The organism is Chryseobacterium sp. CY350 (assembly GCF_027945075.1).
GTDB lineage: Bacteria > Bacteroidota > Bacteroidia > Flavobacteriales > Weeksellaceae > Chryseobacterium.
The window spans coordinates 238,801-254,776 of sequence record NZ_CP116034.1 but is presented as its reverse complement, the minus strand read 5'-3'; the positions used below and the strand labels follow the sequence as shown (position 1 = coordinate 254,776).

The window sequence follows — 15,976 nt, the reverse complement described above, 5'->3', positions numbered from 1 at the left end:
TTTTTAAATAATTAAAATGCTACGTTTACACCAAAAACAAAACTTCTCGCTTTAGGATACGTTGCGTAATCAATCCCGAATGACTGAATTCCTCCCTGAGAAAGACCAGTATTGATTTCAGGATCAAAACCTGAATATTTGGTGATGATAAACAGATTCTGAGCTGTAACCGAGAATCTGATGTTTCTGATATGCTCACCAATTCTCAGAAATCGAGGATTTAAATTATACCCTAAAGTAGCGTTGTTTAATCTTAAGAAATCTCCTTTTTCCAGATATCGTGTAGAGATTGCATTGGTATTGTTCAAGCTTTCATTAGGAAACTGAGTTGCAGCATCTGTAGTGTTTTGAGAAATCCCCAGTCTACCTCTTGAAAATAAAGTAGATGCTGTGTTGTTATAAATCATATTCCCTGCTACTCCATTGAAATTTAGCCCTAAGTCAAAATTTTTGTAAGCTGCTTTCAGATTGATGTTGTACGTGAAATCCGGCAATGCGCTTCCAGCCGCTACCCTGTCGTTATCTGTGATGATTCCGTCTCCGTCTACATCTCTGAAAATATTTGTCCCATTGGCATTGATTCCTAAAAATTCTCTGACATAGAATGTCCCGATTGGCTCATTATTGACATATCCATTGATTACGGCATTAGTAGTTCCCGGACCTTGAGCTTCACCCGTAGAAATTACTTTGTATGGAGAATCTGTTACTTTGTTTTTAATGAAAGACATGTTTCCGCCGACGCTGTAAGTGAAAGCTTTACTTGTATCACTATTGTAATTCAGCGTAAGTTCTAAACCTGTATTTTTGATTTTCATATTTGAGATATTCTTCCACATCGTCGCAGCCGGTTCTACAGGATCTACGGTATTTATTACTGAAATAACATTATCAGAAATTTTGTTGAAGAAATCAAAAGTACCCGTTAATCTGTTATTTAAAATTCCAAAGTCTAATCCAACATTGGTTTGTGTTGTTACCTCCCATTGAAGATCTGGGTTATCGGCTCTTACCAAATAAACTCCAACAGGATAATTTCCACTGTCATTCAGAGGGTAAGTTGCTTGTGCGGTTCCGTTGGAATCAGCCTGATAACTTCTTTTTGTTACTTTACCCGGAATTTCCTGATTTCCTGTTTTACCCCAACTTGCTCTCAATTTTAAATTATTGATTGAGCTGATGTTTTCCATAAAGCTTTCTTTAGAAATATTCCATCCTGCCGCAACGGAAGGGAAAAAGCCATACGTGTTATTCGCTCCAAATTTAGAAGATCCGTCTGCTCTTAAGGTTGCAGTTAAGAGATATTTATCTTGATAGCTATAGTTAACTCTACCAAACAAAGACTGCAGCTCATTTTTATTAGCAGCAACTGTCGATGTTACCTTCGTTAAATCTGCTGGAAGTAATGAGGGAATTTGATATTGCGGTTCTATTCCATTGTTTGGAAAATTTTGATAATATGATCCTCTTGAAGTAAGCAGTAATTTCTGATATGAATGTCCTGCCATTATATTAAAACCATGACTGTTGATTTCAAACTTGTAGGCTAATGTATTTTCTACAAGGGTGTTGTTGTTGGAATAATTGCTTAGATTTAAATTTCCGGCTTCTAAAGGAATAGCATGCGGAATATTTTGAATAACTCTCTCTGCTGTAGAATAATCAATTCCTAAATTTAATTTATACGTTAAACCTTTTATAATTTCTACTGAAGGAGAAATGTTGGCTAAAATTCTGTTGTTTGTAGTAAAATCTTTATAAATTTCACGACGAATCAGCGGATTGAAAGCACCATTATTGAACACCGTCGTTGGCGAATCATTGGTATAAGCCGGATATGTAGGATTCCAAGTAAGCATTGTAGAAACTACATCTGTTGCATTGGGTCTGTTGTTTTCAGTTCTTGTGCCGTTTAAGTTAAAATCAATATTAACTCTACCGTCAAATGCTTTTTGTGAAACATTTACACGTCCGGAATATCTTTTCAGATTACTGTTATACAGAATTCCTTCCTGATCTTCATATCCTAAAGTTGCATAGTAATTTGAAGTATCTGTTGCTCCTGATGTTGAAAAATTCACATTTTTAGAAACAGCTGTTCTTGTTAATTCATCCTGCCAATCAGTACTTCCTCCCATATCATCCAACTTTCCGCCAGCAGCAATAACCTGTCTTCTGAATTCGTCTGCACTGAAAACATTCATTTTGTTGGCAAGATTGGAAATCGTAAGGTTGGAAGATAGATTCATCTGAGTCCTCCCTTTTTTCCCTTTTTTGGTGGTGATGATAATAACTCCATTGGCACCCCTTGCTCCATAGATTGCAGCTGCAGAAGCATCTTTTAAAATATCCATAGATTCTATATCGTCAGGATTAATGAAGTTCATCGGGTTATTAGCGGGCCCGGTAGTACTGTTATCGATTACAAAACCGTCGATTACGTAAAGCGGTGTAGTACCTGAACGTAAACTCCCAACTCCTCTGATGATAATATTTTGATTAGCTCCAGGTTCACCGCTTATATTGGTAACATTTACTCCGGCAATTTTTCCCTGAAGTAACTGACCAACATTTGCAACCAGTCCTTTATTAAAATCTTCACTTTTTACAGATCCTACAGATCCTGTAACATCAGATCTTTTCTGACTTCCGTATCCTACCATTACCACTTCTTCAATATCTTTCAATTTGGCTTCATTGTTGATGGTATCGGATTCTTTTTTTTGCGCAAATGTTACACTGACACAACTCATCAAAACAGTAGGCACGAGATAAATACGTTTCATTCTTTTTTTGTGCAAAATTAGGTTTGCCGAATGTCAGAATATGTTAATTAAGCTTTAATAAATGAATATTAAAAAGTTAATACTATGTGAATTTTATTGCCGAAAATTAAATTTAAATAAACTTTTCAACCGCCATATTTCATAAGAAACTTTTAATCAGTAAAATACTTGTTAACATAGAATTTATAGCTTATCATGATGTTTTTACAAACATGATTTGTGAGTAATTTTGCGCACTGATTCTTCATTATTTAAAATTATCAAAAATCCAATTATCATGAGATTTATTTACACAATAACCAAAGTTAATAAAGTAATATTGTTCTCTTTGATTCTTTTTACATCGTTAATTGAAGCACAAACCAGAAAACCTCTTAATATTATTTTCATGATTGGTGATGGGATGGGTGTTTCTCAAGTAACTTCAGCATTCTATTTTGGAAATTCAGAACCTAATTTTCAGAGATTTAAAATTGTCGGTCTTTCAGAAACTTCTTCAACCAGCGATTGGGTTACGGATTCAGCAGCCGGAGCAACTGCTCTGTCAACCGGCGAGAAAACTTACAAACGTGCGATTGGTGTTAATAAAGATTCAATTGCATTACCCACTATATTAGAACAACTTCAGAAAAAAAATTATCAGACCGGATTGGTATGTTTAACGAGCATCACTCACGCAACTCCTGCTTCTTATTATGCACACGTAAAAGACAGAGATCTTCACGAGGATATTGCACTGGATTTGGTTAAATCCAACGTTAATTTCTTAGCAGGTGGTGGTTTAAAATTTTTCAACAAAAGAAAAGATGGAAAAAATCTTTTAAATGAATTTAGAAAACTTAACTATAATATAGATACTCTGAAACTTTCAAAGCCTATTCAGAATAAAAACAATTTTTACTTATTAGCACAGGACGAACTTCCGAATAAAGTTCAGGGAAGAGGAGACTTTCTTCCTGAAGCTACTCAAAGAGCGTTAGATTACTTTTCTAACAACAAAAAACCTTTCTTTCTGATGGTTGAAGGCTCATTTATCGATTGGGGTGGTCATGCAAAAGACGGTGATATGATGGTGAAAGAAGTTCTTGATTTTGATAAAACCATCGGTGTGGTCATGAAATTCATTAAAAAAAATCCAAATACGTTATTAGTTGTCACTGCAGATCACGAAACAGGAGGTGCGAGTATCGGAAAATTCATTGAAAAAGATTCAATCGGAAAAGAGAAGAATATTAAAAACAAAGTGCAGATTAATTTTATTGACAATCAACATACTGCTTCTCTGGTTCCTGTTTTTGCAATGGGACAAGGTGAAGAATTATTCTCAGGAGTCTATGCTAACAATACAATTTACCACAAACTGGTAGAAGCGTTGAAAAAATCAGGAATTCAGCTCAAATAATATTTAATTGTAAATTTCAACATTATGTTATTTAAATACTACAAGATCAGTTTACTTTTCGTTCTTCTATGTGGAATAAAAATTTCCGCACAAAGTCCAAAAGCCCATTCACATAATGATTATGAACAGAAAATTCCGTTTTGGTATGCTTTGGGATCTGGAGCACAATCTATAGAAGCAGATGTTTTCCTTGAAAATAATGAATTATTTGTCGCTCACAATAAAAAAGACATTTCAAAATCAAGAACCTTTGAAAATCTTTACTTAAAAACAACAGAACAAGCGATTGAACTTAATTTAAGTGAGGAAAAACCAATTCAGATTTTGATCGATATTAAAACTGATGCAAAAGCAACACTTCAATTAATCGTTTCACAAATTCAGAAACATCCTAAAATTGTCAATCAAAAAATATTCAGTTTTGTAATTTCCGGAAATCAACCAAAACCAGAAGAATTTACCTCTTATCCTGATTTTATTAAATTTGATTATCAAAAACTAACGAACCTTACGGCTCAGCAATGGGAAAAGGTTGCTTTAGTAAGTTTAAACATAAAACAATATTCAAACTGGAACGGAAAAGGAGGATTGACGGAAGAAGATCTTATAAAAGTTACAAATGTTATTAAAGAAGCAAAAACTTTTAAAAAACCCATTCGTTTTTGGGCAATCCCTGATTCAAAAACTTCATGGGAATTTTTTGTTAACGCAGGAGTTGACTATATAAATACTGACAAACCGAAAGATTGCGTTGAATATATTTCAACTTTAAAGTCAAGAACTTTTGAAAATAATCTTTTTTCAAAAGTTTACACTCCGCAATTTCTTTATGAAAATAAAAATATTCCAGTCGAAAATGTTATCTTGTTAATTGGCGACGGAAACGGACTTTCACAAATTTCATCATCGGTTTTAGCAAATAAAGGACAACTGACTTTAACGCAACTTAAAAACATAGGTTTAATTAAAACCTCCTCCACCGATAATTTTTCAACAGATTCGGCTGCCGGAGCTTCCGCTTTTGCCACAGGAACGAAAACAAAAAACCGATTTATCGGGGTAGATGCTAACGGAAAAGCTGTTGAAAATTTGACCGAAATTCTATCAAAAAAAGGATTTAATACAGGAATTATCACAACAGACGAAATTGTAGGCGCAACACCTTCTGCTTTCTACGCCCATCAAAAAGACCGCGGAATGGAAAAAGAAATTGCAGAAGATCTAACAAAAAGTAAACTCACTTTTTTCGCAGCAGGAGGAAAATCGAAAATTTCAAACCTATCACAATTTACGGTCGTTCCAAAACCTGAAGAAATAGGAACGAATAAAGCAGAACGTGTAGCCTATTACATTTCCGACAAAAGTGTGCCTTCGGTTTTAAAAGGTCGCGGAAACATACTTTCCGACTTGGTTGAAAATGGGCTACAATATTTAAATTCAAAAAAGAAACCTTTCTTTATGATGATTGAAGCTGCACACATCGACAGCGGAGGTCATAGCAATAACACCGGAACCATAGTGACAGAAGGAATAGATTTTGACAAAGCCATCACAAAAGCAGTACAGTTTGCTGACCAAAATCCAGGAACTTTGATCGTAATCACCGCAGATCACGAAACAGGGGGATTCAGTATTCCTCATGGAAGTTTGCAGACCTCTACTATCGAAGGGGACTTCACGACAGATGATCATTCAGCAACATTGATTCCTGTTTTTTCTTACGGACCAAAATCTGAAAATTTTATTGGAGTATACGAGAATAATGAAATTTTCGATAAAATATTAAAAGTTTTAAAAATAAAGTAATTTTCTATTATTTGCCTAAAATACATACAGCTTTGAAAAAACATTTTCCTATTTTTTTATTGGTCGCTCTGCTACTTTGTAACAACCTATTTTCGCAAAACAAAGGCATTCAAATAGCATTTTTGGCAGATGTTCATTTTCAGGATCTTTACGGAGATTTTTCAGACAATGCATTCAAGGGAGTAGAAAATCCAAAGACTAAAAAGAAAAGCCTGTTAAGAACAATGAATTCTCAACTCCATTCGACCAGAATTTTTAATGAAAATTATTTTGCTTTTTTATCAGCTTTGGATGATGTGGCAAAACGGGGGATTAAAATCGTTGCTCTTCCTGGTGATTTTACTGATGATGGACAAGCCTACAATCTTAGGGGACTGAAGCAGATTTTGGATGAATATCAAAAAAAATATGGCATAAGGTTTTTTATAACTACAGGAAATCATGATCCGGTAAGCCCATTTCGGAAGAATGGTGGAAAATCTGATTTTTTAGGCGAAGATGGAAGCCCGATTAATATTTTCAGCACTAAAAATTCGGTTAAAGACAATGGTCAGGAAACCTTCATTACTAAAGATATTGCGATGTGCGGTTATTTTGAAATTATGGATATGCTAGAAGAATTTGGATTCTACCCTTCTGAAAAAGATTTGTTTTGGGAATCGCCGTATGAACATAGTTCTTACGAAAATTACAGCTTTAAAAAGGCCTTAAAAAGTTCAGAATACTCGAAAAGAATGTATGAAGTCAGTCCGGGATTTATTATTCCTGATTTGAGTTACGTAGTAGAACCTGTGAACGGAATTTGGCTTTTAGCACTTGATGGAAATACCTATTTACCAAAAAATCTCAGTAACGATCCAACAGATCCTGATAATTTTAATAGTGCTTCCATTGGATACAATAATATACTTTCAAATAAAAGACACTTGATTGATTGGGTGAAAAAAATCTCAAAAGAAGCAGAAAAAAATAACAAAATTCTCATTGCATTTACACATTATCCGATGGTTGATTACAATGACGGAGCTTCTGAAAATATTAAAAATTTATTAGGTGAAAGTAAATGGCAGCTTGACAGAATGCCACATGATAGCATTGCCAAAGTTTTTGCTGATGCAGGACTTAAACTTCATTTTGCCGGACATTTACACATCAACGACACCGGAATCAAAACGTTTGAAAACGGAAAAATGCTTGTCAATGTTCAGGTACCTTCTTTGGCAGCCTATCTTCCTGGATATAAAATTCTTACAGTAAATTCTCCCACTGATTTTGATGTAGAAACTGTTTCTATTACTGACGTTCCACGTTTTGACGAGCTGTTTCCGTTGTATCAGAAAGAATTTGACGCCTTAAAAAGCCAGGGCGCGAAAGACAGTTGGAATATTGATATTTTAAAAACAAAAAATTATCACGATTTTACATTATTTCACTTAAAAGAATTGGTACGTCTTAGACTAGTTCCTTCAGATTGGCCAAAAAATTTTATTGAAAAAGCCAGTAAACTTTCAGGAGAAGATTTATTCTACTTAAGTATTGACACGACAAATTCAAGTAAAATAAATACAGGCAAATTTAAAACATGGAATTTTGAAGATGCTTTATTTAATCTTTATCAATTGCAGTCTGCGGACGAATTAGCCAAAAAGGATATTCCTGAAAGAAGACTTTTACAATTTAAAATTTTGCACGAAAATTTTGAAAAATTAAATACAGCTGATAAATTTCTAAATCAGCTAAAAACGTTTTTCAGCGTTTTGATGAAACTCTCTTCGGGAGATCCTGTTGACCATTTCAAAATTAATTTAAAAAAAAGGAAAATTTTGAACTTAAAACAATTAAAACCGATCAAAGACTAAAATGATTTTTCTAAATAGTTCAATATCAACGCTGAACTTAAATTCCGGAAATATGAATAATCTGAATTAGCGTAAGGATTAAAGGTAATAAGACATATTTTCCATAAGTATTACAAAAGAAGCTTAACCAATTGCAGACTTCTTCAATCAATGTATTTTGTTATCACTATTTTCATGTGATCCGGATCATGCTTTTTCGGATATGCAGACAAATTAAATTACTCTTTTTTCTAAACACTCCTAAACTTTTCAATATCTAATTTCTTACTTTTTGCTAAAGATTTACACTTATGGATTATGCACCTACTATGGCAGCTTGCGTTGTAAATGCTTATCAATGTCAAATGAATCTAAATAATTATCATCTTCGTAAGCACTCTATAACGAGACCTTACTAACTCTTCAGAAGAATAGTTTCGGAAAAGTTTCGCTGAACCTGCTGCTAGTCGCAGACAACGTATTAGTGAGTTACGTTAGAAAAACTGTGAAAGTAAGTATACGTGGCATCTCAACATAGCATTGTCACATATTAATGAGGACGATGATATCACGAGGTGGATAAACCCTACGCTGGACATTCAAGGACTGAAAGAAGAGGAGCAGCGAAAATTTCAATTAAGAGGTTAACTCCCCTCCCTTTTCTAATAAATAGCCCTTGATAAAAACAAAGCTGGAGGGAAAAATAAGATTCTTGCGGAAGCTATATCGATTTGATCACTGGCCTGACACCTCCTCCCCTGACCAAAGCAACGATATCGTAATCCAAAGCGGAGATTTCATTTAGTTTGGAAATGATTGCCGTGGAGGAATTGATGTTGCAGCTGTAATCTGAAATATCAAAATACTTTCTTGAAACATCCAGTCCTTCGAAAAAATCTTTTTGAACAATTGCATTATTGCCGTAAATATTGGCGATCCTGATCTTTTCATCTTTAAGCATTTTGTCCCTGATCAGGGTCTCAAGATCTTTTGATCCTGTCTCCAGTTTTTTCTGAATCAGCCCATACCTTTGCAGTTCTTCTTCAGAAATTGACCTTTCTTCCTGCTGTACGATCTCATCAACCACAAAACGCAGTTCAATCGAAGAATTTTTAATACTCTTCTCAATAAACCCTCTGAGCGTATAGATCTCATTATTGGTGATCTTGCTTCTTAGCAACGAAGAAATACGAATGCCGATCGAAGTGTTATCAGCTTCTGAGAACAAAAGGTCATAATAATAGTTTCCGTAAGATTTACCACCTCCAAAAGCATACCTGCCTCTAAGATAGATCAGATTGACGGTAGCATTGATTTTCAGGGCGTTGCTGAAAATCCCAATAATTGAAGATGGTGAATAGACCGGATATGTGACTGCTTGATCTTCCATAAAACAACTTACTGACCAGTTCATCTACAAAGATATTGTTAATTGACTTTAACGTAATATCGCTTTGCTTAAAAGCACAAGTAAAACTTTTTCACTCATTTTTATACCTCTTTTAATTTATTAATACGACGTTGGAATTTATCTGGTTTTAAAAACAGGATCTCAATCACTTTTTCATTTGATCCGGATCACACTATTTTAATACGCTGACATATATAAAAAATTAGTTACATGTCAGCGAGTACCTTTATTCTGGAATACACTAAGGCCTTCTATCTTGTTATTGATGGTCTTATATACGATCTCAACGGTAAAACTTGACAGCTCATACAATACAAACCTTAGTCCATCCTTAGAGGTTTCACTGATGACCTTTCCTTCGGCAAAAGCCAATTCATATTGAGATTGCATGGATAGATTTTTAAAATCGTAGTACGAGATTGACATATAACTATTATTTTATTATTTATGATGTTTACTACAGTTCACTCACCAACCGAAACGTAAGGTTAATACGTTCTTTCATTTGCAAAGCAGACTTAGCGATACGATGCTCCCAGTGTTCCTGAAGATCTCCTTTCATCAAAAGCAAAGAACCATGCGGAAGCGGTATACTGTGTCTGCTCTGGTGATGATTGAGTTTTCTAAAATCGAATTTTCTGGTTTGTCCAAGACTTAAAGATGCGATGACCGGTCTATCACCGTACCCACTTTCCTTGTCCCGGTGCCATGCTACAGAATCATTATTATCACGATACAAATTCAACAAAACTGAATTAAACTGATGTCCAAAAGCTTCTTCAATTCTATTCTTTAAAGATAGCAATTCAGGGATCCAGGCATTCACTTCAAATTCGCTTCCTCCTAACTTATACGACTTTTCACCATCACCATACCAAGCAGTCAAACGAGGAGTCAGAACCTTCTTGTCATACATGGTCTGGGTTCTCTGTTTCCAAGGAGTATTTTCCAAAAGTTGAGAAAAAAGCCGATCTGATTCTTCCGTCGTTAGAAAATGTTCTCTGAACTCTAAAAGATCTTTTGGAAATGTATAGAATTCTTCTGCGCTAAATAAACTGAGTTGACCCATTGTTTTATTAACTATTTTTATTAATTTTACCCCTATCCCACAATGGGATTTTTTTCATCATTTGTGTTTTTAAGCTTTCCCAACAGGAAAGCTTTTTTACTATTAATTATAAATATATCCTAATGAATATTTTTGTTAGAACTTCTAATCTCTAGTCGCAGTTTCTCAAACATGCTTTTGATTTCCTGGTATTCTAAGTTTTCAATTCTGAGTTCCTTCGTATTGATGCTGCATGCAAATTCCCAGATTTCAAAAACTTCAGACCATTTGATTTCATAAGGCTCATAGAAAGAATTATCAGAACTCACGAAACTCCCGGAATCATTTTGCTTTGAATATCTTTTATATACAATACCGTCTTTCGTAATAAAGATGTATGTTTTTCCTTTTTTCAGATCCTTTTTATCTTCCAGATATTTTCCCACAATATAAGTTCCGTCGTTGTAAGGCGGCATAGAGTCACCATCCGCAGGAAAAGCACGAAACTTTCCATTTCTTAAAAATGGAAGTGAAAGATGTTGTAATCCTTCCACAAATTCAGGATCATTATATCCGCTGAGATATCCCATGCTTGCTTTTTGAGGGACAATTTCAATTCGGTTTTCTCCAGTATGATCTACCTTCATCGGCAACAACATTCTGTTATTAGGAAGATTGACAATATTCTCCAAAGGATACTTCCTGAGATCAACGGTCAGAAGTAAATCAATACTCACTTTATAGTATTTCGAAAGTTTGATAAGAATCTCGATAGGTGGTTCTGACCTTCCGTCTTCATAAGTCGCATACCTTCCGCGCGTGATCGAAATTTCATCGCCAACCTTCTGTTGGGATGCTTTCATTTTATCTCTTAAAAACCTGATGTTTTCTGAAAAAATTGACATTGCTATAAATTATAGCAGCAAATATACAATATTTTGCAATAAAACGTAATAATTTTACACCATGGAAAGAGCGATAGTGCATATGGATCTGGATACGTTTTTTGTCTCCTGTGAACGGTTGAAAAACTCTGAACTGGAGAAAAAACCTGTCATCATAGGAGGTGGAGACCGTGGTGTGGTAGCATCCTGCTCTTATGAAACAAGATTTTTTGGCGTACGAAGTGCAATGCCGATCAAAATGGCATTAAGATTATGTCCCGAAGCCAGAGTCATCAAAGGTGACATGGATCTATACTCCAAAATGTCGCATCTGGTCACCGATGTGATTCAGGAAAAAGTACCTGTCTTGGAAAAAGCGAGCATCGATGAATTTTATCTCGATCTTTCAGGAATGGACAAATTTTTCGGTTGTTATCAGTGGACCAATGAAATTGTGGATGCGGTTACAAAGAATACAGGCTTACCGATAAGCTTCGCTTTATCCACCAATAAAACGGTAGCGAAAATAGGAACAGGAGAATCCAAGCCTACGGGTAGATTTGAAATTCAGGAACAGAATATCAAACCTTTTTTAAATCCTCTTTCCGTTAAAAAGATTCCGATGGTTGGCAACGTAACCTTTCAGCTTTTATCAAGACTTGGGGTAAGAACCATTCAGACTTTATCTGAAACCCCCATTGAAGTTTTACATCAACTCATCGGTAAGAACGGAAGCGAACTTTGGAAAAAAGCCAATGGAATTGATGATACACCGATTGTTCCGTATTCAGAAAGAAAATCAATTTCAACTGAAAATACCTTTTCTCAGGATACGATTGATGTTGAGAACCTGAGAAGCATTTTGTCAGGAATGGTTGAGCAGTTGGCTTTCCAATTGCGTCAGGAAAAGTGGCTGACGTCAACCATCTCAGTAAAAATCAGGTATTCCAATTTCGATACAGAGACCAAACAGTGCAGAATTCCTTACACTTCAGCAGACCATACTCTGCTCAAGTATGTATTGGAACTCTTTAAAAAAGTCTATACCAGAAGAATGCGAATCCGTCTGATCGGAGTCAAGTTTACGGGACTGGTACATGGATGTCACCAGATGGACCTTTTCGAAGATACCGAGGAATTGATTTCATTGTATCAGACCATGGATAAAATCAAAAACAGGTTTGGAACCGCAAGTGTGGGCAGAGCGTCCGGACTTTTAAGATAAAAAAACAAAATTATGTTTCTCAACTGTCATTCCTATCATAGCCTACGGTATGGAACCATTTCTATTCAGGATCTGGTTCAGCAAGCCGTAGATCATCAAGTCAGAACCTTGGCGCTAACGGATATCAATACCATTACAGGAATCTATGATTTCTTCAAACTTTGTAATGACCATGACATTAAACCAATTGTTGGAGTTGAGATCAGAGTCGAAAGTGAATTCTATTATATATGTCTCGCTCAAAACCAAAAAAGTGTCGGGGAGATTAACCGATTGTTGACCGGTTACAATTGTAATGGAATCGAAATTCCAAAACACAATCCAATGCTTAAAGATGCTATTGTCATTTATCCTTTGCATAACATTCCTGAAGTTTTACAGGATCATGAATATATTGGTATCAGACCTGAGGAATTGAACCATCTCATAAAGCCTGATTTCAAAAAGCTGATTGATAAGATGGTCATCCTACAGCCTGTTACCTTCAAAACCAAACTGGATTATAATCTCCACAAAATCTTACGAGCCATTGATTACAATACGCTCATCAGCAAATTGACTGATGATGATTGTTGCAGAGACACGGAAACATTTGTCAATAAAAAGGAACTGCTGGATCAATACCGTCATTATCCTCAGATCATACACAATACAGCAAATATTATTGATCAGTGTAGTTTTGATTATGATTTTTCAACTCCTAAAAACAAGCAACATTTCACAGACAGCCGGGAAAATGATTTTAAGCTGTTGACCCAACTCGCATATGAAGGTTTGGAAACGAGATATGGAAAGGATCATCCCGAAGCAAAAACCAGAGTTGAAAAAGAACTGGGAGTCATCGACCAGTTAAAATTCAGCGGTTATTTTCTAATTACCTGGGATGTTATTCAATACAGCAACCGTATGGGTTTTATGCATGTGGGAAGAGGAAGCGGTGCCAATTCCATTGTCAGTTACTGTTTGGGAATTACCGATATCTGTCCTTTGGAACTGGATCTCTATTTTGAAAGATTCCTTAACCTCAATAGGAAAACCCCTCCTGACTTTGATATCGACTGGAGCTGGCAAACCAGAGATACCATTCTTGAATATATTTTTACTAAATACGGTAAAGAGCACGTCGCATTTTGCGGAACCAATGTAGAATTTAAGTACCGATCCATTTTCAGGGAAGTTGGAAAAGCTTTCGGCTTACCGAAGGAGGAATTGGATGTGTTGGCGACCAAACCAATGAATGAGCACGATTACAATTCAGTGTTTAAATTGGTGCACAAATACGGTAAGCTCTTGGAAAAGTTTCCGAATCAGAGAAGCATGCACTCCTGCGGAATTTTAATTTCAGAGGAGCCCATTACCAATTTTACAGCATTGGAAATGCCGCCCAAAGGTTTTCCGATTGTCCAGTTCGACATGAATACGGCTGAGGACATCGGATTTGAAAAGTTCGATATTCTATCCCAAAGAGGTCTCGGAACCATTAAAGATACCGTAGAACTCATCAAAGAAAAAAGAGGGATTACGGTGAACATTAAAGACACAACGATTTCAAAAAATGAAGAGAAGTGTAATGAATACTTGAGCATTGGAAAAACCATCGGCTGTTTTTATATTGAGAGTCCTGCGATGCGGGGATTGCTCCGACGATTAAAATGTGAAGACTATAAGACACTGGTTGCTGCTTCCTCCATTATCCGTCCCGGAGTTGCACAGAGCGGAATGATGAAGGAATATATTTTCCGACATAATAATCCTACAAAGTTTGAATACTTTCACGATGTATTTAAAGAAGAACTCGGTGAAACGTATGGGATCATGGTGTACCAGGAAGACGTTATCAAAATTGCCCTACATTTCGGAGGGTTGTCAGCAGCAGACGGCGATGTTTTAAGAAGAGCCATGAGCGGTAAAGGCAGGTCACTGTCTGCATTGCAGAAAGTAAAAGACCATTTTTTTGAATCGTGCAAAGAATTGGGACATCCTGAGCAGCTGTCGAAAGAAGTCTACCGCCAGATTGAATCCTTTGCCGGTTATTCCTTCTGCAAGGCCCATTCAGCTTCTTATGCTGTAGAAAGTTATCAGAGTTTATACCTGAAAGTATACTACCCTATCGAGTTTATGGTATGTGCCATCAACAATGGTGGCGGATTTTACAGGACTGAGGTCTATGTCCATGAAGCGAAAATGTCGGGAGCAACCATCAAGAATCCTTGCGTCAATCTCAGCGAATATCAGACTACGGTCTATGGAACAGATGTATATTTGGGTATAATGCATATTGAGAAAGTAGAAGGAAAAATTGCACTGATGATTCCCGAAGAAAGAAGGAATAACGGTGAGTATACATCGCTGGAGAACTTTGTCAAAAGAATACCTATTGGAATTGAAACCCTGCAGATCCTTATATTTATCGGGGCGTTCAGGTTTACCGGAAAACAGAAACACGAGCTTCTGATTCAGGCAAGATTTCTGTTTGGGAATGATCAGTCAGCATTCAGACATCCTACTCTACTTGATGAACCACAAAAAGAATATCAACTTCCGACCATTATCAGAAATCCTTTTGAAGATGCTTTTGATGAAATCGAGATCTTAGGATTTTCTGTATCATACAGTCCTTTTGATCTGCTGCAGACCAAATACCGCGGCAGTGTAATGGCTAAAGACTTAGTAAAGCATCATAAAAAGCAGATCAAAATGCTGGCTTACCTTATTTCAAGAAAACATGTTCCTACGAAAAGAGGAGCCATGTTTTTCGGAACGTGGATCGATGCTGAAGGCGAATATTTTGATACTGCACATTTTCCGAACTGCCTTGAAGATTATCCTTTTCAGGGCGGAGGCTGCTATTTATTATTAGGAACGGTCGAAGTCGATTTTCACTTTCCTACGATTACCATTCATAAAATGGCCAAGATGCCTTTCATTCCGGATCCCAGGTATTCTATGGATAAAGAAAAATCGTTGGAAGCAGCAAGAACACTTAACGAAGATGTCAGCATGACACAGAGAAAACCTTATCCACAGGAACATGAAATCGGACTGCCAAGGCAGAAAATGATATAAAATAAATATTTACACAAAAAATAACAATCTCTTACATGAAACTCAAAGCGACCATCGTTGATGAAACAAGTCCAGATCATAATTCCGTCATCGTCAGTTTCGAAGGTGACAAAAACAAAAGGCATTTTGAGATCAAATGTTCCTTCAATCCCTATGTCCATAAAATGAGAAAATGGGACAGCTGGCAACTGGAGATCACATGGGACAGTGAAGTTTATAAAGATGAGAAGACCGGTGAAAAATCGTATTTCACCTACCTGCTTTGTGATAAGGCTGCAGAGATTAATTCGCCATACGGAAAGAAGGATTAGCTTTTTTTATCAGTATGTAAAGATTAATTATTCCATTATCAAACATCAAATACTTTCTCTGTAGACGATCATATAATTTTGATTTTACTTTGTTCAATATTCAATCTTTACGAAGTTTTACAAAGTCATTTTGTTACCCTGAAAATCAATATTGTAGCATTCTCGCATAATGAAAGTATACCACGCTTATGATTAATTT

Annotated in this window: 11 protein-coding genes; 6 read left to right on the top strand and 5 right to left on the bottom strand. The window is 35.9% G+C overall.

Going from position 1 to position 15,976, the window contains the following annotated elements:
• Positions 1–11: 11 nt before the first annotated feature.
• Entirely contained in the window at positions 12–2,786 is a 2,775-nt protein-coding gene (locus tag PGH12_RS01095; protein WP_267597812.1) for a SusC/RagA family TonB-linked outer membrane protein, read from the bottom strand.
• A gap of 277 nt (positions 2,787–3,063) precedes the next feature.
• On the opposite strand from PGH12_RS01095, the gene PGH12_RS01090 reads away from it, so the two are divergent.
• From PGH12_RS01090 to PGH12_RS01080, 3 genes are read left to right on the top strand one after another with little or no spacing between them, the layout of a single operon-like run.
• The gene (locus PGH12_RS01090; RefSeq protein ID WP_267597813.1) at positions 3,064–4,188 is read left to right on the top strand and encodes an alkaline phosphatase; all 1,125 of its coding nucleotides are present in this window, start codon (positions 3,064–3,066) and stop codon (positions 4,186–4,188) included.
• Between the two features lie 24 nt (positions 4,189–4,212).
• Positions 4,213–5,994 carry an alkaline phosphatase gene (locus tag PGH12_RS01085; protein WP_267597814.1) on the top strand — a complete coding sequence of 594 codons (1,782 nt, stop codon included), beginning with the start codon at positions 4,213–4,215 and terminating at the stop codon, positions 5,992–5,994.
• 32 nt (positions 5,995–6,026) lie between these two features.
• Positions 6,027–7,853: a metallophosphoesterase family protein gene (locus PGH12_RS01080; protein WP_267597815.1), complete on the top strand. Its 1,827-nt coding sequence runs from the start codon at positions 6,027–6,029 to the stop codon at positions 7,851–7,853.
• A 700-nt stretch (positions 7,854–8,553) separates the two neighbouring features.
• Here PGH12_RS01080 and PGH12_RS01075 read toward each other — a convergent pair.
• From PGH12_RS01075 to PGH12_RS01060, 4 genes are all read right to left on the bottom strand, one after another.
• Complete coding sequence (locus tag PGH12_RS01075) at positions 8,554–9,246, bottom strand: hypothetical protein (RefSeq protein ID WP_271286783.1); 693 nt, start codon at positions 9,244–9,246, stop codon at positions 8,554–8,556.
• A gap of 210 nt (positions 9,247–9,456) precedes the next feature.
• Positions 9,457–9,669, bottom strand: a complete 213-nt coding sequence (locus tag PGH12_RS01070) for a hypothetical protein (RefSeq protein ID WP_267597817.1) — start codon at positions 9,667–9,669, stop codon at positions 9,457–9,459.
• A 31-nt stretch (positions 9,670–9,700) separates the two neighbouring features.
• Complete coding sequence (locus PGH12_RS01065) at positions 9,701–10,312, bottom strand: alpha-ketoglutarate-dependent dioxygenase AlkB family protein (RefSeq protein ID WP_267597818.1); 612 nt, start codon at positions 10,310–10,312, stop codon at positions 9,701–9,703.
• 119 nt (positions 10,313–10,431) lie between these two features.
• Positions 10,432–11,196: an XRE family transcriptional regulator gene (locus PGH12_RS01060; RefSeq protein WP_267597819.1), complete on the bottom strand. Its 765-nt coding sequence runs from the start codon at positions 11,194–11,196 to the stop codon at positions 10,432–10,434.
• 61 nt (positions 11,197–11,257) lie between these two features.
• On the opposite strand from PGH12_RS01060, the gene dinB reads away from it, so the two are divergent.
• The 3 genes from dinB to PGH12_RS01045 are packed head-to-tail and all read left to right on the top strand — an operon-like array spanning position 11,258 to position 15,777.
• Positions 11,258–12,400, top strand: a complete 1,143-nt coding sequence (gene dinB / locus PGH12_RS01055; protein ID WP_267597820.1) for a DNA polymerase IV — start codon at positions 11,258–11,260, stop codon at positions 12,398–12,400.
• 12 nt (positions 12,401–12,412) lie between these two features.
• The gene (locus tag PGH12_RS01050) at positions 12,413–15,466 is read left to right on the top strand and encodes a DNA polymerase III subunit alpha (protein WP_267597821.1); all 3,054 of its coding nucleotides are present in this window, start codon (positions 12,413–12,415) and stop codon (positions 15,464–15,466) included.
• A gap of 35 nt (positions 15,467–15,501) precedes the next feature.
• Positions 15,502–15,777, top strand: coding sequence for a hypothetical protein (locus PGH12_RS01045; RefSeq protein ID WP_267597822.1), 276 nt, complete (start codon positions 15,502–15,504; stop codon positions 15,775–15,777).
• Positions 15,778–15,976: the final 199 nt, after the last annotated feature.

Bases quoted from the DNA above. Each gene is read 5' to 3' on its own strand.
- PGH12_RS01090 (WP_267597813.1), top strand. From the start codon at position 3,064: ATGAGATTTATTTACACAATAACCAAAGTTAATAAAGTAATATTGTTC.
- PGH12_RS01045 (WP_267597822.1), top strand. From the start codon at position 15,502: ATGAAACTCAAAGCGACCATCGTTGATGAAACAAGTCCAGATCATAAT.
- PGH12_RS01070 (WP_267597817.1), bottom strand. From the start codon at position 9,669: ATGTCAATCTCGTACTACGATTTTAAAAATCTATCCATGCAATCTCAA.
- PGH12_RS01065 (WP_267597818.1), bottom strand. From the start codon at position 10,312: ATGGGTCAACTCAGTTTATTTAGCGCAGAAGAATTCTATACATTTCCA.
- PGH12_RS01060 (WP_267597819.1), bottom strand. From the start codon at position 11,196: ATGTCAATTTTTTCAGAAAACATCAGGTTTTTAAGAGATAAAATGAAA.
- PGH12_RS01095 (WP_267597812.1), bottom strand. From the start codon at position 2,786: ATGAAACGTATTTATCTCGTGCCTACTGTTTTGATGAGTTGTGTCAGT.
- PGH12_RS01085 (WP_267597814.1), top strand. From the start codon at position 4,213: ATGTTATTTAAATACTACAAGATCAGTTTACTTTTCGTTCTTCTATGT.
- PGH12_RS01075 (WP_271286783.1), bottom strand. From the start codon at position 9,246: ATGAACTGGTCAGTAAGTTGTTTTATGGAAGATCAAGCAGTCACATAT.
- dinB (WP_267597820.1), top strand. From the start codon at position 11,258: ATGGAAAGAGCGATAGTGCATATGGATCTGGATACGTTTTTTGTCTCC.
- PGH12_RS01050 (WP_267597821.1), top strand. From the start codon at position 12,413: ATGTTTCTCAACTGTCATTCCTATCATAGCCTACGGTATGGAACCATT.